The organism is Leptospira alexanderi serovar Manhao 3 str. L 60 (assembly GCF_000243815.2).
Classification (GTDB): Bacteria; Spirochaetota; Leptospiria; order Leptospirales; family Leptospiraceae; genus Leptospira; species Leptospira alexanderi.
In genome coordinates this window covers 49,365-70,429 of record NZ_AHMT02000036.1, presented here as the reverse complement: position 1 = coordinate 70,429, position 21,065 = coordinate 49,365, and the positions used below count along the sequence as shown (strand labels likewise).

The following is a 21,065-nucleotide window of genomic DNA, read 5'->3' as shown; positions in this document are numbered from 1 at the left end:
AAGAGAATAAAAATGAACGATATGGTAACAAAAAAAAATTGGGATGAGTTTCGATCAACCGGGCTACTATTATTTGTAAATCATTTCTTGCACATTTTTGGCTGGGCTCTTGTCTTCGAATGCAGTGATCAAAAGGTCATTTCTGTTTATCCAGCAAGGGTTAAGTATCGAGGGTTTAGAGAAATAGCAACGGATGAGGCGTTCAAAAGGGTAACAAATTATCTACAGGATACGATCGAAGAACTTAAAAAAGAAGTCGAAGAATGAACTTCGGTCGGCTATCTCGCACAAAAAAATAGACGACATAGCGGACATTCATTCCGACCAATTACTCGAATCGCTTGCGGTCTTCTGTCCCACAGATAACCTCTATTTTGTGGATTTTTTAACCGACGCACTTACATCCGACTTACTACTCGATTCAAAAACTTTTGATTTTGCAGAGACGGAATCGGAAATAGAAGTCGTGCGTTCAATGGTAATCGAAGCGTTCGACATGACTCCTGCGGACGACATTGACTTTCCAGAAATCTACAGCCGTCAAAGAAAGCATCTTTACGAAGACGACGATAGCGGTCCTCAAGAAAGGATGAATGACGCTTTTAGAATTCTATCTCAATTTTCTCAAATCGATTCTGACACAATTAAGATTTCCCTACTCAAAGAAGGACTTTCCATTTACTTCCGATTAAAAACCGGAGAAGAGCTTTCTCTCAATCTTGGGGGGAACTCATGATATTATACACTACAAAATCAAACGTACAGAGAGAGATCGAGCGTAACGTTTCTAATTCTAAGGTTTTCGAAAGCCATGATTTTACTCGGGACTCCAAAGCGAGTACGATTCTAAGGTCTCTTGCAAACGCAATCTATCTATTCATCGATCAAAATTTGGTAGCCCTCCAAAAAGCGATCCACTATCACACGGCGGAAGAAGAAGACTTACACGAATGGTTAAAACGCTACGGTCTGGAATGGAAAGAAGCGACTAATGCAAAACACCGAATCCGAATCGGTTCTAAAACAGCCGTTCCTTACGAAGTTCTGATTCCCGTCGGAAAAATCGTAGGTACCGCGGATCATAAGATTCAGTTTCAAATTACGCAAGAATCAAAAATTCCTCCTACAGCGCCCGTAGATTCAAGAGGGTTTCATACGGTGGAAGTGATTTGTGAAGCTCTTCTTCCCGGCACGAAAGGCAACGTTGCCCAAAACGCAATTTCTGAAATTATCGACTATATCGAAGACTGTGACGTTGTGTATAACCCAAATACGATCCCTGAGTTTGTAGCGCGAGACCGAGAAACAATTGCAAGTGTAAGATCTCGTTTGCAAGAGGCTGAAATCAAATCTTCTTCCCTTTGGACTCCGGAGTGGTACGTAAGCGAAGCATTAGGTTTTTCTTTTGTAGAGAGAGCCATATTTAAAAGCAGTAAGGCAATTGGAATTCCGGGAGTTGTAAAACTTCTACTCAAAGGAGCCAGTGGAGCAATCTCATCCGCGCAGTTGCAAATCGTAGAAACGCATTTTGATAGCGAAGGCAAAAATCCCGGCGGGGTCGCAAAAGTTGTCTGCGAAAATATCAACGCGATCGAAATTAATAAGGTTTTTATTATATACTTCGCTTCTGCCGAATCGATTCCGGATTCGATCACGCTCGAAAATATCGTAGATACGTTTTTCTTTTCTCTCAAGGACGGGGACGATTTTGTTACCAACTCGCTTCGTTCCAACCTTTTAAATTTGCCGGACGCAGTTCAGTGTGACGTCGACAACGGAGACAACATTTCCGTTCCCGCCGGTAGCCTTGCGGTTAAAGGTTCTGGTTTCGACATTACGGCAACGGTGTATTCATGAGTCGTTTTCGTTTCGATTTCAATTCCCTGGTTTGGGCAAATTTAAGACGCTCCATTCGTCAAACTACAAGTTCACCGGTTTCTATGAACGAAAACGGAACCGGTGGCCTTTCCAATAGTCTTTGGTATCGAGTTCTATTTGCATTTTTAATTGTGATTCAGGAACGACTCAAACGATCCAACTGGTTGTACAGACAAATCTGGGTAGATTCCGCCGACGGTAAGGGTCTCGATTGGTGGGGAGCTCGTTATGGTTTGTCTCGCGAGCCAGGTGAATCGGATAGTTCGTATTATCTTAGAATTTTATTTTTAGCCGAGTATCGCCGTCTTCCGCCGACTCTTTTTACCAAGAAAAATCTAATCGCAAGGATCACGGGACTTTCTACGGATCAGATTTCAGTCGAACAAGTTTTTGATTTCAAATATAGAATGGGAGATCCGATCGGAACCATCCTCGGATCTCGTGATTACTGTTTTTATGCTTTCCGAATCTATATCGCTTCGATCAGTAAAAAATCCCGTCAAAATCTAATTCGTATTTTAGATGCGGTGAATATCGGCGGAAACGTTTGGGAAATCTGGGAGGAGCTAAATCCCTCCGGTCCTTCTCCGACTCCGGAAGACGGACAGTCTTGGAAAGGAGCTCGTTTGTCTGAAACGTTGTTAGGCGCCGAAATTGATTGGTTAGTATATTAGGAGTTTATTATGAGTAATTTAAGAGGTTTGAATTTTCCGGCAAATGGTAAGCCGGTTTTTCAAGGTGATTTTGAAACCGAACACAACCGTATGGAAGACGAAATCATAGAGCGATTTTCCGATCTCGTCACAGGTGAAGTTTTGTCCGGTGGTGATCTTACGCCCGGATCTCTTCCCAATACAATCAACCTTACGGAGATTGTCGCGTTTGATTCCAAAGGTAGACGGATCCACGTAGCCGCGCAAAGCGGTTTAGTTGTTACGCGACAAAACTTAGATTCGTTTGTAGTTTTGCGTCACAAGTTTCAAACCGATATTTCCCCTTATCTCGATTCTACCGGATACGCAAATACGTACCGGCAAAATTCTTTCGAAATCCTATTTAAAGAAGCTACTGATTCCGAAGACGTAGTTCTTTTTAAAATTCGTAGTTTAAACGGCGCAATTTCTATTTTGAATGATCTTCGGTCTTTGTGTCGTATCAAGTCAGGCAATATACGCGACAACTCGATTACGAATGTGAAGTTGGACACGGATAGTAAGGTAGGCTCCTTGACTGCGTTAGTCGGTCGTTTCAGCGGCTCGATGCGTTCGAGTATAACAAGCGCACTCAATGCAATTGAAAGCTGGATCAGTACAGAAGAAACAACGAGGCAGAGTGATATATTAGGCTTAACAAATCTACTCATTCCTTTGGGAAGTATCATAGAAGACAATTTGAACATTGCTTCTCCTTCCTTATTCAAAGACGCAAACGCCCAATCCATTTCAAGAACCACGTTTTCCGCACTCTGGAATTTAGTTCGCCGTAACGTGACAGGAATCACTCCGGCAACGGATCGAATCAATGCAACCGCACACGGTTGCACGGAAGGTCAGTTGGTGAAATTTGCTTTTACGGGAGGTGGAATAGCAGCGTTAACAAGCTATTATGTTCGTAACCCGACAACAAATGATTTCCAAATATCTACAACACCAACAGGTTCTATTTTAGATTTAACGTCTTCCCAAACCGGGGAGATGATTGTAAATATTGAATATGGATTCGGGGACGGATCAACAACGTTTAACGTTCCGGATCGTCGTGGTATTTTTGCCAGAGGAGCCGGGGTGCATGGGAGCAGGAAAAATGGCGCTAATAACAATTATGATGGGGGATCTATCGGTTTTGGAGGAGACGACATGTTCCAAGGGCACCGGCATAACTATTCCTATAATAACGTTTACGGCATGATTGGGGGTTCCGGATCAAACTGGCTCAATGCAGGCGGAACGGCAGCTGGCAATGTGAACCTGGCAATTTTAGAGCCCATAAATGATGGGGCTAACCAAGTTCGTTACGGAAAAGAAACAACACCGGCATACATCGCAGTAAAATACAAAGTGAGGGTAGCATGAATTATATATTAGAAAAATCAAATAAACAAGTCATTTGGATTAACGCAGATTCAAACCAAATGGCAGGCGTTGACGCATGGGCAAATTTTAATCCCAACAAGCACGAAATTGTATATTCGCTTCATTATAACCCAAAGGTTGGAGAATCGTTTCTCGCAGAAATCAAAAATGGAATCGCGCAAGTTTTCGAACCGAGAAAGGTTTATAACAAAATCTCAAAAGAAGAAAGAATTTTACAAAGTTGGGAAGAACAAATTAATCCGGAAACGGAAACAGATATAGAACCTCTAAAGAACGAAGATGGTTCTTTGTTGCCATTCCAAATTTATACAAAAACGGATGGTTGGATTGTTGATCTCATTCAAAAGAAAGATTCTTTGATTAAACTTGTAAATTCTATATGTGAATCTAAAATTATTGCTGGTTTTACTTCCTCTGCATTAGGCGCACCTTATTTTTATACTTCGGACCGAGACGATCAACTTAACTTAGTCGGTTTGGTTTCTCTCAATTCATCCGTTAGTTATAAATGCACGGATCAAAATGGGGTTAAGGAATATCGTAATCATACGGCGAACCAGATTAAACAAGTCTTAAATGACGGAGCAATTCGTAAGACATTACTTTTGCAAAAAGCTGCAAATTTAAAAGTTTCACTTCAGTCTATAGAAACAGTTGATGAATTAGATAAAGTTAATATAACTTTGGGCTGGGATTAAAGGGGAAAAACATTTTCATACGAATTAAAAGCGACATAATAAAATTACATACACAATCAAATGTTAAATTAAAGAATTGAATGTCTTTTTTCTATTTTTATAAATAATATATGACGATAAAAAGAAGAAAGAAGATTTATGGAATTAAATGATTTTGATGAGCATACAGGATATCTGAAAAATCCACCCCCTCTCATTTTCCCTACCTTTGAGGATTTTAAAAAGTGTTATAATGCAATGGCAAATAAAAATAAAACTTTGGAGATTTTAAAGATTTACTGTAAAGATTTGAGATCAAATGGCGTAATTCCTAAATATATTGTTTTAGGCGGATCTTATTTGAGAAATCATAGTTCTATAACTGGAAAACTAAAGATCCTCGCCTGTTTTGGAACTGGTGTTAACATTGATCATAGAGCAATTACTAACCATTTAACAAAAAATGGAGACCAAGCAAAGAAATATAAAGAATGGCTGGAGCCAATCGGTCGGATTACTTTAAGTGATCCAAATAATGAGGAATCGCTTCTTAACCAGCCAAGTGTGACCGACCTTCGCAAGGATCATAGCTTAACCAATCGGTTTGAAAAAGTAGGTTTAGTTTGCTTATCTTTTAATGAGGTACTACAATGAATTCAAATGCATATGAGGATCCAGTTAGAGATAGAAGTTTTGTTTTAAAAAATTTTGATTCATATGTAGATGAAATTGCTACAAAATTGAAATTTCTTGCGGAAACTCGGGAGAAAATCAAAGACGATATATTATATTATGCTGATACTTCGTATTCAATTGAGAGGCTATATTCTTTAATGAAAGACATTGAAAATGCTTTAGAGTTTAATCAGATTCGCTCTATGCAGTATTCATACTCTGTTTCTGTAAAAGGCTCATTGGATGAAATATTTCTTCCTGTCGGAAACGCGAGTACAATATTATCTTCTCTTCAACGAACATTGAAAGTATTCGATAAGAAAGCTAAACTTAATCTCGTAAATGTTTTGAGAGGAAGTACAATTCTTTGTTTTGACTATTCAAAGGAAGCCTATTCAAATGAAAAATTTGATCGAGAAGGAATCAGTAAACAATTCAAAGTTTTGTATGAGTCTCTCAACGAACCAAAGGAAAAATTAGTAAGGACCTTGAACAAGGTTTTTCAGGGCGATGAGAAAAAAAGAGATGGCGCGGTTCGCGCTTTTAAAGGTTTAACGCCTGTACCAGGATCGGAGACAATTATTCGTATCCTCCCTGAGTTTAATGAATCAGAACCAATCGAAGTTCACTCCGAAATGAGAGAAGCGATCAATTTCATTGTACCTACTAGCCAAAAGAAGGATATTCGGGTAGACTGGGAAAATCGAATAGCTAAAGGCTTCGTTCGAGAAATTAACAATGTCTCAAAGAGTTTTATCTTATACGAAGAACAAGATTCGGATGACGAAACTGGATCGTTAATAAAAATCCATTATGACTCAAATACATTTGAAGAAAAAATTCTTTCACTATTTCGAAAAAAAGCAACTATTCATTTCGAAAAGGAAGGTAATAAAAACAGATATCACGTTGATAGGATCTCGAAATAATCCTCCATTTTCTTACATTCAGTAACGTTTTTAGCGCTCATTCCGATCCCGGGTAACGCTCGCGGACAGAATTTTTTGAAGAAGCTTTCACTCTAAAAACGGTCGCGACTTTGAATTTCGATCAAGTTCAAGTTCCATCGAAAGAAATATAATACCTCGTGCTTTTTCTAGGATTGCTCGACAGGCTCGGAACTATTCATGATTCCGTAAAAAAGTATTTCATGAATTTCTCCCTGCAATTGCATCATCGAATACGAAGAATTTAAAAGAAGTTCCGGAGTCGCCGTCATTTCGATCGCAGAATTAAGAAGTGCGGCAAAAATCGTCGGATCCAAATCTTTACGAATCTCTCCCTTTTCGATTCCTTGTTCCACCAACGCCTGAACGGTTTTAGAAACAGACTCCATTTTTACTTCCCTGATATAAGCATAATGATCGGGAGCCTGATCCCTAATTTCCATAATGAGTTCGTTTGCTCCCGTAGGAAACTGGCTGAACTTGAATTCGCTGATCGCTTGGATTTTTTCATGCACTGGCAAAGAATCATCCTCGCTGATCTGTTCGAGTTTCGTATTCATCAAGTTATGCTTGTGAGAAAGAATTTCGAAAAGAAGGTGATTTTTATTTTCGAAATGTTTATACAAAGTTTTACGGGAGATTTTCAAAACCCTTGCGATTTCTTCCATTTTGGTTTTTGCATAACCGTATTTTAGAAAAAGCTCAAGTGCCTTATCCATAATCCGATGTTTTACTTCATCTTGCTCCATCGCTTTCATTTTTGCGGATTTGCGCCATTTATGAAACTCTTTTTTTAAATTCGACAAGAATTCAAACTCAATCCACTCAGATAAGCCTTATAAAAAAAATAAAATTTCTTTTTCGCTCGTTCTCATTCCGAGAACTTTTTCCCACGATTCGTTTTAATTTTTCGACATAAGAAAACTCATTACCAAAGTAAAGTGTCTCCGGAAAAATCAATTTATCTACGATCAGAACTCACATATTCATTTCTTATCGATAAACCTCGGATTTTGAAACGATCAAAAAACTTAAAGTACGAAAGGCGACACGAGCATAATCAGAATGATGAAACTTTCTATTTGTTTCGATTTTAATATCCAGAAAAAACGGAAATTCCCTCGACCGATCTTTGCAACTTCTTCTATTCTGTACAATTTCAAACCGAACAAAAACATATAAAACATCCGTTGTTTCCCGGTTGGAAATAATTTTTTTATCAATTTGTTCTTCGCCTAGTAAGAACTTTATGACTTTAAAATTTTATGGTTAAACTACGAACTTTAACGGGAACTCACACAGCGAAGATAACCCGAAACATTTTTTGCTGTAGTCGTATTTGTAGATCCGGTAGTAAAATTAACCTTCCAAGCGGTGGTTGAATTTAAAGGATCACTTGTGCTAGTCCAAAATTCCACCAGACTTCCGGTCGGATTTCCCGGAAACCAATCTTTTCGGATCGTGGGAGTTTCAAAACTAGTTCCCGTCTTTGTGCAGGTTTTATCCTGAGAATTCGTCAGATCGGTTCCGTTAGAACAATAAACGATCCCCTTTAATTCCGCATGTGTGGGAACTCTCCACGTCATCGTCTTACCGGAAACATTAAAAGTAGAACAAGAATTGAAAGCAGGTCCCGAAGTCAAAATCCCTCCCAGAGTTCCATTACATTGATTGTCCAAAGTAGAACAATATTGAGGAGAAACTAAAAATCCGGTACAAGAATCCGTAGCAACATCGTAGGTTTGACCACGGGAACATCGCATCCAAGTAAGACCGGTCGAAGGGAAAAAAATAGTTTCCCCCTGAATCACCGGAGGGACTTGGGTTCCCGAAATCAAAATAAGTAACAGAGAGACTAAAGAATCTTTTTCCTGTTCAGGCGAGACAAAATCCCTGAAATAAGGATTCAAGTAACAAGCGGAGTTTAAAAGTAGAAAAAAAGAAAGAAAGATCCTAAAAGAAAGCATTCGAAAATTCGCCATAATTTTATCGCCTTAATCTTGAAATCGAACTCTTTGAATATCCGAACGTTGGAAACTTCTTTCTTTGCCCTTATAAAACAATTTAACTCCATTTTCATCGATTCGGGTCACAGTTCCTTTCACGATTTCACCCGACTTCAAAAACAGGACGGAAAGACTTTTCGAATATTTCACTTCTTTGTTCCAGGAACTTTCCAGTTCCTCTTTGAAAGAAGAATGAATCTTCTCTTGGAATTCCTCTTTCCATTGTTTTTCATTTCGTTTAATAAACTCTTCCTTGATTCCTGTCATATCAACTTTGGAAACTTCTTTTTCGGATTTCTCCGAATCGTTCGTAACAGGAGGTTTTGCAAGAGTAGTTTCTTTAGAACCACAACTTTCGACATCAATCGTTTTACGCGTAACAGAAGCGGCAATTCCCAAGAACGTGCTGAGTATTCCGTCCAACCAAGTTGTTTTAAGAATCACTCGATAAGTGCGATTTTGATCGGGTAGGATCTCCGAATAATTCACTTTATTGATCGGAACCGAACCAAAAAGAACATACCATTGATACCTTTTACCATTCGATGTACAATTTGAAGAAGAATGATCCGAAATATCAGAATTCTTTTGGGAGTTTAGGATCGGTTTCGACGAATCCCCTCCTCTTACGGAATTCAATTCTAAACTTGTACAAGAATATAAAAAAAATAATATCGGGACAAAGAGTCCAAACCGAGAATGAACCAAGAAGGAATACAAAAGTACGTATAGATTCTTCACTTTAAGACGAACTCCTAGATTCATAAAATTATGCGCTGTTCGCATATTTTTAGAAACTATTTTAAAGACCAGTTTTTTTCTATCGCGATTCCGAGATAATTTATCGAGTTAGAGTTATAAAACATCTCCGGAAGGAATCTCTTTAAAATCAAAAAGTATGATATTGTCCGGATATTTTCTCGGTTTAGACGTTATTTCTCAAAGTTCGAATTTCAAAACGAGCGAGTCAACGCAACAATTCAAAAGCCTTCCAAATACGAAGACCCGTTGTATAAATATTATAGTAACTTAAATTTCGCAAAGAACCTTCGAAAGACCCAGTCAAGCAAATCATCAGTATATTAAAATACTATAAAATTTAATCCCGATGATTTTTATGAACTCGCTTGTTTCATTTACATGTATAAAAACCGGAACTCCGATCGTCGCAAATGTCGGCGCCGAGGTATTGTTTTTCCACAGCGTACAAATAGAACCAAGGATCAATGCTATCGGAATTAGAAAATTTCCATACGACACTGTAGCTTGAAAAATCGATAAGATCTCTTTATAAACTCACAAACAAGCACAGTACATTCGCAGATGTAAGTTTTGTAATACGAGAAATACTCGAACGTTGAATTCGTTTTTTATAGATCGTACATATGTAAGTCTCGATCAAAACCTAAAATTTCGAGCGATCGATATCGACACACAATCAATTCCTGTTTAAGGATTAATCTCTTCTTTCTTTGTTGTGATTGATGCGGTTCATGATGTAAAGAGCGAGAAGACCGCCCAACAAAACCGCGAGTAAGTTTACATTTGAGATTTGGTAGATCCCAAACTTAGGCGAAACCAACCAAAGAACCACCGAACGGATGAAATCCTGAAGCAAGGAAAGGATAATAAGAGATCCGAGAAGTGCAACAATAAGAGCTCCCCAAAATCCTCCGAGAAGATCCTTACGCTTGTAATAGTAATAATACCAGGAAAGTCCGCCGGAAATCCCGACTACAAATAAAACGTCAAGAATGGTCGTCCACCATGGCGAACCTGAAAAAGAAGCAAGCGGCATCAAAAAGAGTTGTCCGCTCTGTCCATGTAAAAAAGAATCAGGTAAATTCAGTAGGCTCATTCCAATACAGCATTCTAGGAAATTGTCTTTTTAGTCGACTCATTTTACTACCTGTTCTAAAACTTGCTTCTTTTAGAGCAAAAAAGTCAAAAGTCTTGAGTCCATTTCATTTATTTAACAAGAAACGAATCAAGAAAACGAAATCCCGAAACATGTTTGTAATTCCAAGCAATGAGAAAACCAAATTTGAAGAACAAAACAAATCAAACCGCTAAAACTTTCGGCATAGTCGGTTTTCCACTTTCACATTCTCTTTCTCCTCTGATCCACAATTCAATTTATAAAGATAGAGGAATTGACGCCTCTTATCTCGTTTTTGAAACCTCTGAATTGAATTCAAAAACAATTCAGGAATTCCGAAACTCGGGAATACTCGGTCTTTCAGTGACAATCCCTCACAAGGAAAAAGCCTTTGCTCTCGCCGACAAAGCGGACGACACGTCCACGATCATGAAAGCATCCAACACTTTATTGATCGGTCCAAATTCGGTTCATGCGTACAATACGGACGGAGAAGGAGCCTATCGTTCCATTTTAGAATTATCTCCGGAATCCTTAAACGTCGGCAAGACGGTTATTCTTGGAAGCGGAGGAAGCGCGAGAGGAATCGCATACAATTTAGCCGTCTCAGGCAAAATTCAAAACTTACTCCTTTGTTCGAGAAATGAAATGACTGCGAAAGAAATCTGTTCTTTGATTTCCGAGAATTCGAACGTCAGAACAGAATATATCACTCAGGATTCCCTTTTTTCTCGAAAGGAAGAAATTTCCCTAGTGATACACACGACTCCACTTGGAATGAAAGGCCAGGCTCCGGGACCGTTCCTTCCGGAATTTTTTTTTAATCCGAACATGACTCTCTTTGATATCGTTTATAATCCTTTGGAGACCCCTCTAGTTAAAGCCGCCAAAAAGGTCGGAGCGAAAATCATTCCCGGATCGGAGATGCTCTTATATCAGGCGATGAAACAGTTCGAACTTTTCACCGGTATTTCGCCTAACGCGGATGATATCCTCAAAACTAGAGAACGTTTATTTCAAACATTAACAAATCGATGAGCGCAGATTCCGACTTTTTCAAATTTATCAACCGACTTTCCAACTTAGAAAAGACCAGAAACTTTAACGTTTTTACCGGATATTCTCTCGAACCATTCGCAAAGGTTTTAAATCAATTCGACTTGAATAAAAGAAGTCAATCCACTCTCTGCAGAATTTCCGTGGTAGGAACAAATGCGAAAGGTTCCATCACGCATTTTTTAGGAGAATACTTCAGACTTTTCGGTTTCAAAACAGGGCTTTATACCTCGCCACACTTGATCTCTCCTTTGGAAAGAATTAAAATCGGCACAAATGTGCAAAACTTCCGGGACATTCAAACGAAAGAATTGGATCAATTGTTAAGCGAATGGAAATCCCTTGGAGCAGAAGAAGCTTTAAAATCCTTTTCTTTTTTCGAACTCTTTACCTGCGCCGCCTTCTTTTTTTTCGAAAAAGAATCCGCGGAAGTCCAAATTTACGAAGCGGGACTCGGAGGAAGGCTGGATGCGACAAAACTCTGTGATCCGGACGTAGTCGTTTTGGGAGTCATAGGTATGGACCACAGGGAAATATTAGGAAATACGAAAGAAAAAATCCTGCACGAAAAACTAGAAATCTGCACCGCTAATACGAAAGCCCTTTTTGCAATCGAACAGGAAGAATCGAACCTAAACGAAAAAATCAAATCCTGGTGTTCTCAAAATAAGATTCCTTGCAAGATATTTCCTCAAATTCCTCCCGAAGGAACGTATCTCTCCAGAAATAAACGCTTCTCTTACGGAGTATTTCAGAATATTTTAAATTTAGAATGGTTTCCAAAATCAAGGCGCCCAACCGTCGATTCGGGATTCGTCAAATCTGAAAACGTCTCCTTGACTTCAAACGCGCTTAGTTTCGAAACTTTCGAAAAATACATGACCCTTCCATCGGGAAGATTAAGCGTTTTACGAAATTCTCCCCTACTTATTTTTGATCCGGCACACAATCCGGATGCTTTTAGAGAAACGTTACGCAGCTTATCCGTCCTGTATCCTACGCGAAAGTTTCAGGTTTATACGGGTTTGCTGAAGGACAAGGATGGAGACGAAATTTTGAAAATTCTGCGGAATGCGCTTAACAAATCAGATATTTTCGACTTTCGGTTTTTAAAGGAAGACGGGTTCGCTCTTCCCGAAAGTTGCGGCTCCGAAGAGACAATCGACAGTATCGAGTTCAAATCCATTTTACGGAATTTAGACGAGATACAAAAGTCGACCCTGATTCTCGGGAGTTTTCGTTTATTTCCAATTGTTTCCGATTCGATTTATCATTGAACCTATCCCAAATTTTCAGGCACGGAGAATTTAAAATTTAAAGTTAAACTTCGCATAGGAATCGATCTCAACGAATTGACCCGAAATCGCATAAGGGTTATGAATCCGTTTCGGCGCAACCCCTACGTCTAAAGTTTCTTCGTCCAAACCGAGCCAATAAAAAGTTGCGGCTAAGATCAACATCGCAGCCATACCGTAAACCATCACACCTCCGGTGATACCTTCGCGCCGTCCGAAGTTCCCGGAGAGTTTTTGATATTTGCCCGCGTCCGCGTTCGTTTCACGGATGATTCTTTCCTCATAGAGGTACAATCCGATAAACTGATCTTGCGGAGCGACGCTGGCCGCCAAAAGAAGATTGGTAAAATTGACCCGACTGCGAGCGCGATCGTATAAGTCGTTCGCTTTTAAATTGAAGTAATAATAACCGGCGTAAAACAAAAGGATTCCGTACAAGGAATAAATCGAAAAATCATTATAAGAATGATCTAAAAAAACATTTTGTTTATTTTTATAATAGCTGAGAGTGTCTCCCGGTTTTAAAATAAGATCCAACTTCGTTTCCTCGTCCTTCTTAATCTCCACGCCCTTTAAAAGGTCCACGTGACCTTCCATCGAAAGTCGAAGACGGTTGTATCCGGTTTTGACGCGAACATTTCTCAAAGGAGTTTTACCTAAAAATTCGGAACCGAGATAAACATTTGCGCCCTCCGGATTTGAAACGACGGAGATCAATCCCTCTTTCGGAATCTTGGAAAGAAGGATTTCAAAACTCCCACCGTCTCGAATCGAAACTTTTTTTTCTTCGCTTTGAAAACCGTCCTTATAGTATTTGACCCTATGACTTCCGGGAAGAATGTCCGATCTCTGCAAAGGGGTTTTACCGAGAAACTGTCCATCCAAAAATACGAGAACACCATCCATATTTCCCGATTTAAAGGAGAATGAAACAGTGCTATTCCCGATCAGTTCCTTTTTAATCTCTCCGATCAAACCGTCTAATTCTTGATAAGAACGTCTAACGCTAGTTACAGCTCTGAATTCCTTTCGAGACCCGTCTTTGGACGATCTCAAAACGAGTTTTAATTCCATTTGAGATTCGCTTTTTTTTTCGAATGTTCCCGCAAGATGATAGAAACATCCCGATTTCTTTCCGGATAAGAACAAAGTGTTGTCTTCGGGCGGAGTTTCCTCCGAGAGAAATTCCGTTTTTAAAAACAGAAAACGCGGATCTTTTCCGGGAGAAGTTTCTTTCGCCTTCTTCACTTGTTCCAAAATGTCTCCGTCCCATTCTCCCTTTTTAAAAATTACTTTTTCCGTAGGTTTTCCGAAAGCGTGTTGTATGCTTTTAGGAATCACTTCCGGATCGAAAATTTGAAAAAGTCCTTTTAAACCGGAATATAAAACTCCGCCGTAGCCCTTGCTTAAATAATCCAGGTTCGGATCCGCGTTTTGATTTTTGAGGGAAAATACACATAGTTTCCTTTCCGTTTCAAAGGTGATTTTTGAGGACATCCCACCCTCCGAAAAACGATAATAATCGTCGATTCCCTCCGCCGAAATTTCTATACTCAAAATCGCTAATATTAAAATAAATGCGGATATTCTAATCATCTTTTTCCCACGTTCAAAACGGCGACCAAACCTATGATCCCAAAAATAGGCATCGCCAAAGCCAAAGGAGCGGAATAAGCGTAATCCCTGGCAAAGGAGATTTGTTCTCCGAGACCGGGACCAAACCAATCGGAACCTGCGCTCACACCGAGGTAACTAAAAAGCGCCAACGTCATTACAACTCCGGGTAATCCAGTAGTAAATAGAACTTTTAAGACCGGAAGAGCGGCAGGAAATATATGAGATCGAAATACATTCGATCTCGAAGCTCCAAAAAAAACGGACGCAAGCACGAATCCGCTTCCGTCCGTTTCCCTGATTTTACTCTGAAGAGTTTCGTAGGAGAAAGCCCAATCTCCCAACAAAACCGCGACGACCAAAACAAAAGGACTCTGCCCCAAAGCATGAACCGTAAGAAGCGCGATAAGCAAGGAAGGAACGGAAACGAACACGGACGAGATCGGAGTAAAGAACCACCTTCCCGTAAACGGGACTGAGTATTGAAACAAGCAAATCAAAGAACTAAACGCCAAAGTAAGAAGTCGGGCAGGAAGCGAAAACAGAAAAGTCGAAATGGTTCCGTATGAAAAAAGACCATAAACGTCCCTTCCCAAACGATCACAACCAAAAGGGTGATCCCAAGCCACGGAACAAAAGCTGTCTTCCAAAAAAACGTCTGTGGGCGGACTTTTCCAAAAAACTCCGACCAAAACCGAAAACACAAAAAGAACTCTCAGAAAATTGCCGAGTGAAATCAAGAAAGACTCTCCTTACCGGTAAGATTTTCCTGAAATCGAATAGAGATCCTACTGAAGATGTAAAATGTAAGACCGCTGTAAAAGAGAAGCGCGCTAAGTAATTCCGAATCCATCGTCTGAATCGCGTAATACATGGATTTACCGATTCCGGGAAAGAAAAATATCTCCTCCACGATCATCGCACCGGAAAGCAGGGAACTAAAATCGAGAAGAATCAAAACAAAGAGCAAAGGAAATATTTTTAATAAAACATGATTCCATAATATTCTACTTTTAGAATATCCCCTTGCTCTTAAAACTTTCGCATACGGGGAATCCAATTCGATTTCCGTAAAACTCAAAGCGAACTGATAAATTCTCGCCCAGACCCTGGAACCCAAAGCAACTCCAGGGAGGATCACATACATGGTGTTCCAAGGTTCGTATCCTCCTGGAGGAAGCCATTCCAATTGTACGAAAAAAATCAGAAGTAGAACGATAGCTACGACAAAAATCGGAGTCGAAAGAATCCAATTACTCAAAAAGAGAAAACCATTTTTAAAAGTATTCTTCTCGCTTTCAAAAACGAGAAGTGCGAGAGAAATCGCAAAAAAACTCCCACAGCCCACAGAAAAAATCGCGAGGTGCAAGGTCGGAAGAATTCTCGAAGAGATATGTTTCCAAACGGACTCTCCCGAAATGGTCTTACCGGATCGAAACGTTACGAGTCCTTTTACAAAAGAGAGCATCTGAGACGAAAAAGTTTTTCGTTTCAGAAAAGCTTCTTCTTTTGAAAAAGAGGAATCCGCGTAAAGATACTCTTGGTTCAAGGAGCGGAGATGTCCGAAAAGAGTGGAAAAAAAAATCAACGCGATAAGAAATAAAAAGAACCTGGAGATTTCCCCCCTCACAGTTATACGTTCCGAGAAAAAGCTTTTTGGATTTCCTCGAAGGATCCGGAACGAATGAGTTTTTCCCTATCTTCTTTTACGTTTAATGCTTTTGCGATCTGTGCAAGAGTTTTGATGTGTTCTTGAAATTTGGTTTTCGGGACAATGAGAAGGATAAAGATATGAACCGGTTGGTGATCGATCGAATCGAAATCGATTCCGCTTGGGTTGAGTCCCATCACACATTTGAGTTCGTCCACCAGATTGACCGAACAGTGAGGAATCGCCACACCGCTTCCGATCCCAGTGGACATTGACTTTTCGCGGGCAAGAAGAGACTCCAAAATTTCTCCCTTATTTTCGGCGTCGATCTGACGCGTATCGACCGCTTTCTGCAAAAGTCTGGAGATAACTTCCTCTTTGGTTCCGGATTCCAAATTAAAAATAACTGTTTCGGGACGAAGAAGAGTTAATAGTTGATTCATACCGATACTCCCAACTCTCCGTGAATTTGGTATTTCCGTTTATATTTGTTACGATACACAATCATCATTCTAATTACAATTCGAGTTATTCCAATTGTCCGAAATTATCGACTCTGCTTCCCAGAAATATACGGATCAAACTGGCTTCAATGAAAAAATAGAAAACGGAAAAGGTGAAAAGCGGTAAGGAAATACCGACTAAAACTTGGATAACATAAAAAAGGACCACAATCACAAAAACTCCGATCAGGGAATAAATCCAAGCAGTATATAGATTTCTTCCCGGTGCGGCAAAAAGAATTGCAAACGAAATCCAAGCGGACAAAAGAACGGGGGCATATTCCAAAGAAAGATTTCCGATTCCCAAAACCAAACCAACTCCGAAGATCAAGGGAACCCGAAAAGAACTCGGTTTTTTTAAAAATACCGGAATCAGGAAAAGAATCGAATACGCCCCCATCGTTTCCAAAGCAGAAAATCTCCAAGGAGAATAACCATCCTGCGAAAAAGAAAGAACACTGAAAAGATCCGAGATGAATTCGTTCCTAAAAGACAAACTCGGCTTATCCGCAATCCCGGAGAATACATCAACCGCCGGAAATAAAAGATAAAATAACAAAAAAATCAGAAGTTGAATCAGAGAAAGAGGAGCCTTAATCCTCAAGAAATTTTCCAAGGGAGAATATAAAAAAATACCGACGATTCCGGCAAGGATGGCCCAAACGACCGTTCCGGGATGAATCGGCAAAAGAAGAACGAAAATCCCCGTATGAACGATCCACTTCAGAGAATACACCGAACGTTTTACGATCGCAAATTGATAAACGAAACAAGTAGCAAGAACTATTACATAACAAATCCATAATGGAGCGGTTCCGAACAAAACGATTCCAACAATTGAAAACAATCCGATCAAAATATCCGGAAAAAACGGATCCGATTTTCGAAAAAAACCGGTCTTCGTGACAAGGAGATAATCAGACATTCCGATTCTCCGGTTTTGCATTTTTTACGTTTCGGATCCGATCTCTGAGTGAAATTCGGGAAGGGCATAGAAACGTACAAATCCCACATTCGATACAAGCGTTTGCAAAAAATCGCCCCTGACCGGTAACAAGGGAAACCGGATTACATTCCAGAGGACAGTTGTAAGTACATTCTCCGCATTCGATACAAGGAAATTCTTTCTGTTCCCTGATTTTATCCGAAACGAATATAATGGAATGATGTTTGTAAATATCTAAAAAATATTCCTCGGAAGAGGAATGAAATTCCCCTCCGTCAAAAAAGGAATTAAAAGTGAAATTCGGGTATTCCTTCCTTTTTTCGAGAAGAAGAAAACTAAGACTCTGTCCGTCTCTAAACTTGATCGGAGATTCTTCTTTTCTGAGATCGCCGTTTTTTTCCACGTAATAGATACTGATATGTCTTTCGATATAAGGAATCTTTTTGAACAAGGCTCTATAAAGATGATAGAGGGTTTCCGGTCCTAGATAAAGAATCTTCTCTTTTTGGAATACCTTTTCGGAAAGCGCCTTTTTTACGAAATATTGGGGGAAACCAGTCGGGTATTCGTACTTTCGAAAAGGAACGGGAGACAAGATATGATCCTTGATGATAGCTCCCGGAAACCAGGCCGCAATATATTCTAAAAATTGAATATGCAGTTCTCTGCATTCTTTCAAAAGAATTTTTCGGAAGTCGACGGATTGGGTTTTTGTATACGGAGAAAGAACGATTAAAGACGACTGAAACGTTTTAAAAAGAGAGGATAACGTGGTGTCAGGGAAATCGAGGGAAATAAGTCCGAGCTCATCCATTCTTTCCAAGGCTTCTTTCAATTTCAAAGAAGGATCGATTTGAATCTCACCCGACAATTGAAAACTCCCATCTTGAACGATTCGAATTTTTGTGGAATGTTCTCCTTGGATGAGACTTGCGATTCCGTCTACCGGAGACAAAAGTGTTCCGACGGATTGCCGAACGAGAGGTTCTCCCGCACGCACACGAGTGGGGAATTCTTTTAGATAAAGGGCTCCCGGTTCGGGAAACAATGTAAAGGGTTCTTCCAGGACGGTCTTACGGGAAAATTTTCCGTGGACCAATCCTGGTTTGAGAGTAAAAGCGGAGGGCTTCAAAACTCTTTAGGTGAGAGTTTTCACCATGTAGATTTCGTCTTTGATCGGGAGTTCTTTCTTAAGATTTTTGATATAAGGAAGAATTTCACCCATCGGCTCATAAAATTCACAGTTCACTTGCATACGGCGAGCAACGGTAAAATATTTATAGAGCTTTTCTTCTCCGGATCTTTTAGACCATTTTTTCTTGGTGCATTTTACGCGGAGAATATATTTGTCCGCCTCGGATTCATACTGCCTTACGGTCACACAGTGCAGGCAATTAGCGCAGTAAACTTTCTCACTCATCGGGATTCCTATAAAAGTAGCGATTTTTTGTCAATTTTTCAGAAAAAAGCGCAAAGTCAAGCATAAGCACTCGAACTTCCAAACAAAGCTTGAAGGATCTCACCTTATCCTCTTCTAGTTAGACGGGTCCACCATAGCTTCCCCACAAACGCGCGAAAGTATGTCCTTCGATTAGATGCAAGTTTGTTATTGGTCAGGGCTCCCTATAACCATTGCAATGTAGGAACTACTACTCGCTAATTCCTAAAACATGGGGCCCGTGCCCGGATTTTACCATAACCTTACCCACAAGCACTTGGATCCGAAGATAAATCTGTCGGAATTACTACAAATCCTCTGTGAAAAGTCGGCCCCACAACGCGCCATAGGAAGCGTTCTGCTGAGTTATACCTTTCGCGCCCTAAACACCGACCCATAGGAAGGTGTTTGCTGAGTTCAGGAAGCGTTGTGCCTGAGTTTCCCTTGATTTTTGGGTGGAGGTGGGAGGCGACGGGAATACTCGGGAGATTTTTCTCTATCAAAAAATCATACTTCTCGCAAGTAAAAAGCCTCATTCTCGTCGGAACACTTGCATTCTATTGTATGTAATGTAAAGTCCTATCCACTAAAATCTAATCACTAACACGTCGGAACACTTGCATTCTATTGTATGTAATGTATGTAAAGTCCTATCCACTAAAATCTACCCCTAATCACTAACACGTCGGAACACTTGCATTCTATTGTATGTAATGTATGTAAAGTCCTATCCACTAAAATCTACCCCTAATCACTAACACGTCGGAACACTTGAAAAATATCAGTTTTTGATCCTTATGATCCCAAAAACCTTCTTAATTCCTGGGGGTGGTATGGGATTTTACGCCTGCGCCGGAAGTTCTTCCGTCGACCCTTGTTTGGAAGCTCCGAGTTTCCAAGCAGCTTCCTTCAAAGATAAGTATCCTACGTAAAAGAATCCGAGTGCATAAATTACTAAAAATCCTACGATCTGCGGCTTTCCGAGAACAAAGGAAAGAAACACAGTTCCTAAACAATAGAATCCCATTAGGAATTCAAGCACCACGTGAAAGTCCAACGGAACCGTATATTTCAGTCTTTCTTTCAAAACATCCGTACTTTTCTCGATTTTGAGTTTTGGCGTACGTTTGAAAGAAGATTGAATTCCAAGAATCGCTTCGAGCCAAGCTCTCGTATTTACGATCGCAATTCCGGTCCCAATCATGATAAGAATAGGAAGATAAATCATTCTTCTCTTCCAATCTTTGTGGAGAATTCTTTGTGAATACGCATAGAAAATCATCGGCCCCACGGATCCAACGGAAAGAATCGCTGCGGTCCCCATCAAAATCTCTATTGGAAGATCATAAAAGTCAAATCCGGACCAGTAATTCATTAAAAGCAAAGGAGCGCTGAATAGTATATTAATCACCATCAACGGATGAACGGAATAATTGATTAAATGAACGATGGCTTCGGACTTGATCCTCCAGGGAAGATCCGCACGAAAAATTCTGGGAAGCAATTTAACCGCGGTTTGGATCGATCCCTTGCACCAACGGAACTGTTGGGATTTGTAAGCGGATATCATCGCCGGGATCTCCGCCTTACATTCAATATCTTTAAAATACCGGAATTTCCAGCCTCTCATTTCCGCACGGTAAGAAAGGTCAAAGTCTTCTGTGAGAGTGTCGTGTTCCCATCCTCCCGAATCGATGATACATTCCTTTTTCCAGATTCCGGCGGTTCCGTTAAAATTCATCCAAAGATGGGAACCGTTTCTTGCAACTTGCTCAATCATAAAGTGCCCGTCGATTCCGAACGATTGCGCTTTGGTAAGAACGTTGTAATCCGCGTTGATATGTCCCCAACGAACCTGAACCATTCCAATTTGAGGATCCTCGAAGTAAGGTACGGTTTTAATCAAGAAATCAGGGTCCGGCATAAAATCTGCGTCGAAGATTGCGATATACTCTCCCCGTGCCACTTTCATTCCGGCTTCTAAAGCTCCGGCCTTGTGTCCGGTGCGCTCCGCTCCGGCTCTGTGAAGGTGATGGATATCAAATCCGAGCGTTTTGTAATGATTGATAAGATTTCTAGACTTTTCGACCGTCTCGTCCGTGGAATCGTCTAAAAGTTGAATTTCAAGTTTGTCTTTCGGATATTTGAGAGCCACTGTAGTTTCAATCAAACGATCCACAACATAGAATTCGTTGAAGATTGGAAGTTGTACAGTTACTACCGGCAAATTCGGATTGTTGACGTCTAGGATTTTGTCCGGCTCGGATTCGCAATATGCATGGTTCTTTTTATAGAGATATACCATAATATAAGTATGAATCCCGAAAAAAAAGAGAGCAACAATGTCGATCCCATAAATGGCCAGAAACAGTAGAGTTACGACGGTCAGCATAATGATAGCCAGGAA

General features: G+C 40.1%; 22 protein-coding genes. 10 read left to right on the top strand and 12 right to left on the bottom strand.

Annotated features, from left to right (window positions below):
* Positions 1–12 precede the first annotated feature (12 nt).
* From LEP1GSC062_RS12120 to LEP1GSC062_RS12085, 8 genes are all read left to right on the top strand, one after another.
* The gene (locus LEP1GSC062_RS12120) at positions 13–267 is read left to right on the top strand and encodes a hypothetical protein (RefSeq protein WP_020984360.1); all 255 of its coding nucleotides are present in this window, start codon (positions 13–15) and stop codon (positions 265–267) included.
* Between the two features lie 109 nt (positions 268–376).
* Positions 377–736 carry an LIC10183 family protein gene (locus tag LEP1GSC062_RS12115; RefSeq protein ID WP_010576189.1) on the top strand — a complete coding sequence of 120 codons (360 nt, stop codon included), beginning with the start codon at positions 377–379 and terminating at the stop codon, positions 734–736.
* Positions 733–1,857, top strand: coding sequence for a baseplate J/gp47 family protein (locus LEP1GSC062_RS12110; RefSeq protein ID WP_010576190.1), 1,125 nt, complete (start codon positions 733–735; stop codon positions 1,855–1,857). The genes LEP1GSC062_RS12115 and LEP1GSC062_RS12110 overlap by 4 nt, the downstream gene beginning before the upstream one ends.
* On the top strand, positions 1,854–2,552 hold the full coding sequence (locus LEP1GSC062_RS12105; protein ID WP_010576191.1) for a hypothetical protein: 699 nt from the start codon (positions 1,854–1,856) through the stop codon (positions 2,550–2,552). Before LEP1GSC062_RS12110 ends, LEP1GSC062_RS12105 begins: the two co-directional genes overlap by 4 nt.
* A 9-nt stretch (positions 2,553–2,561) precedes the next feature.
* Positions 2,562–3,950, top strand: a complete 1,389-nt coding sequence (locus LEP1GSC062_RS12100) for a hypothetical protein (RefSeq protein ID WP_010576192.1) — start codon at positions 2,562–2,564, stop codon at positions 3,948–3,950.
* Complete coding sequence (locus LEP1GSC062_RS12095; RefSeq protein WP_010576193.1) at positions 3,947–4,669, top strand: DUF4376 domain-containing protein; 723 nt, start codon at positions 3,947–3,949, stop codon at positions 4,667–4,669. Before LEP1GSC062_RS12100 ends, LEP1GSC062_RS12095 begins: the two co-directional genes overlap by 4 nt.
* 138 nt (positions 4,670–4,807) lie before the next feature.
* Positions 4,808–5,302 (top strand): hypothetical protein, encoded by a 495-nt coding sequence (locus LEP1GSC062_RS12090; RefSeq protein WP_010576194.1) that lies wholly within the window; start codon positions 4,808–4,810, stop codon positions 5,300–5,302.
* Entirely contained in the window at positions 5,299–6,252 is a 954-nt protein-coding gene (locus LEP1GSC062_RS12085; protein ID WP_010576195.1) for a hypothetical protein, read from the top strand. Before LEP1GSC062_RS12090 ends, LEP1GSC062_RS12085 begins: the two co-directional genes overlap by 4 nt.
* Positions 6,253–6,419: 167 nt before the next feature.
* Here the strand turns inward: LEP1GSC062_RS12085 and LEP1GSC062_RS12080 are convergent, their stop codons facing one another.
* The 4 genes from LEP1GSC062_RS12080 to LEP1GSC062_RS12060 all read right to left on the bottom strand — a co-directional run bounded on the left by LEP1GSC062_RS12080 (position 6,420) and on the right by LEP1GSC062_RS12060 (position 10,125).
* The gene (locus tag LEP1GSC062_RS12080; RefSeq protein ID WP_039941967.1) at positions 6,420–7,028 is read right to left on the bottom strand and encodes a TetR/AcrR family transcriptional regulator; all 609 of its coding nucleotides are present in this window, start codon (positions 7,026–7,028) and stop codon (positions 6,420–6,422) included.
* A gap of 525 nt (positions 7,029–7,553) precedes the next feature.
* Positions 7,554–8,252 (bottom strand): Lcl C-terminal domain-containing protein, encoded by a 699-nt coding sequence (locus tag LEP1GSC062_RS12070; protein ID WP_020984405.1) that lies wholly within the window; start codon positions 8,250–8,252, stop codon positions 7,554–7,556.
* Positions 8,253–8,264: 12 nt separating this feature from the next.
* Positions 8,265–9,017, bottom strand: coding sequence for an LIC_13076 family protein (locus tag LEP1GSC062_RS12065; RefSeq protein ID WP_020984367.1), 753 nt, complete (start codon positions 9,015–9,017; stop codon positions 8,265–8,267).
* A gap of 715 nt (positions 9,018–9,732) precedes the next feature.
* On the bottom strand, positions 9,733–10,125 hold the full coding sequence (locus LEP1GSC062_RS12060; protein ID WP_085988141.1) for a hypothetical protein: 393 nt from the start codon (positions 10,123–10,125) through the stop codon (positions 9,733–9,735).
* Positions 10,126–10,320: 195 nt separating this feature from the next.
* Here LEP1GSC062_RS12060 and aroE point away from each other — a divergent pair, with 195 nt between their 5' ends.
* Positions 10,321–11,193, top strand: coding sequence for a shikimate dehydrogenase (aroE, locus tag LEP1GSC062_RS12055; protein ID WP_020984378.1), 873 nt, complete (start codon positions 10,321–10,323; stop codon positions 11,191–11,193).
* Positions 11,190–12,488 (top strand): folylpolyglutamate synthase/dihydrofolate synthase family protein, encoded by a 1,299-nt coding sequence (locus LEP1GSC062_RS12050; RefSeq protein WP_020984355.1) that lies wholly within the window; start codon positions 11,190–11,192, stop codon positions 12,486–12,488. Before aroE ends, LEP1GSC062_RS12050 begins: the two co-directional genes overlap by 4 nt.
* Positions 12,489–12,518: 30 nt before the next feature.
* Here LEP1GSC062_RS12050 and LEP1GSC062_RS12045 read toward each other — a convergent pair whose 3' ends face one another.
* The 8 genes from LEP1GSC062_RS12045 to LEP1GSC062_RS12010 all read right to left on the bottom strand — a co-directional run bounded on the left by LEP1GSC062_RS12045 (position 12,519) and on the right by LEP1GSC062_RS12010 (position 21,050).
* Entirely contained in the window at positions 12,519–14,102 is a 1,584-nt protein-coding gene (locus LEP1GSC062_RS12045) for a PEGA domain-containing protein (protein WP_020984382.1), read from the bottom strand.
* Positions 14,099–14,860 (bottom strand): ABC transporter permease subunit, encoded by a 762-nt coding sequence (locus LEP1GSC062_RS12040; protein WP_010576204.1) that lies wholly within the window; start codon positions 14,858–14,860, stop codon positions 14,099–14,101. Before LEP1GSC062_RS12040 ends, LEP1GSC062_RS12045 begins: the two co-directional genes overlap by 4 nt.
* Positions 14,857–15,750: an ABC transporter permease subunit gene (locus tag LEP1GSC062_RS12035; protein WP_020984366.1), complete on the bottom strand. Its 894-nt coding sequence runs from the start codon at positions 15,748–15,750 to the stop codon at positions 14,857–14,859. The genes LEP1GSC062_RS12040 and LEP1GSC062_RS12035 overlap by 4 nt, the downstream gene beginning before the upstream one ends.
* Before the next feature lie 2 nt (positions 15,751–15,752).
* A complete protein-coding gene (locus LEP1GSC062_RS12030; RefSeq protein ID WP_010576206.1) occupies positions 15,753–16,214 on the bottom strand; it encodes a PTS sugar transporter subunit IIA in 462 nt (153 codons plus the stop codon).
* An 85-nt stretch (positions 16,215–16,299) separates the two neighbouring features.
* Positions 16,300–17,199 carry a hypothetical protein gene (locus tag LEP1GSC062_RS12025; RefSeq protein WP_020984395.1) on the bottom strand — a complete coding sequence of 300 codons (900 nt, stop codon included), beginning with the start codon at positions 17,197–17,199 and terminating at the stop codon, positions 16,300–16,302.
* A complete protein-coding gene (locus LEP1GSC062_RS12020) occupies positions 17,192–18,352 on the bottom strand; it encodes an oxidoreductase (RefSeq protein WP_010576209.1) in 1,161 nt (386 codons plus the stop codon). Before LEP1GSC062_RS12020 ends, LEP1GSC062_RS12025 begins: the two co-directional genes overlap by 8 nt.
* 6 nt (positions 18,353–18,358) lie before the next feature.
* Positions 18,359–18,640, bottom strand: coding sequence for a hypothetical protein (locus tag LEP1GSC062_RS12015; protein WP_004459036.1), 282 nt, complete (start codon positions 18,638–18,640; stop codon positions 18,359–18,361).
* An 859-nt stretch (positions 18,641–19,499) separates the two neighbouring features.
* Positions 19,500–21,050, bottom strand: a complete 1,551-nt coding sequence (locus LEP1GSC062_RS12010) for a cellulose synthase family protein (protein ID WP_010576210.1) — start codon at positions 21,048–21,050, stop codon at positions 19,500–19,502.
* Positions 21,051–21,065 lie beyond the last annotated feature (15 nt).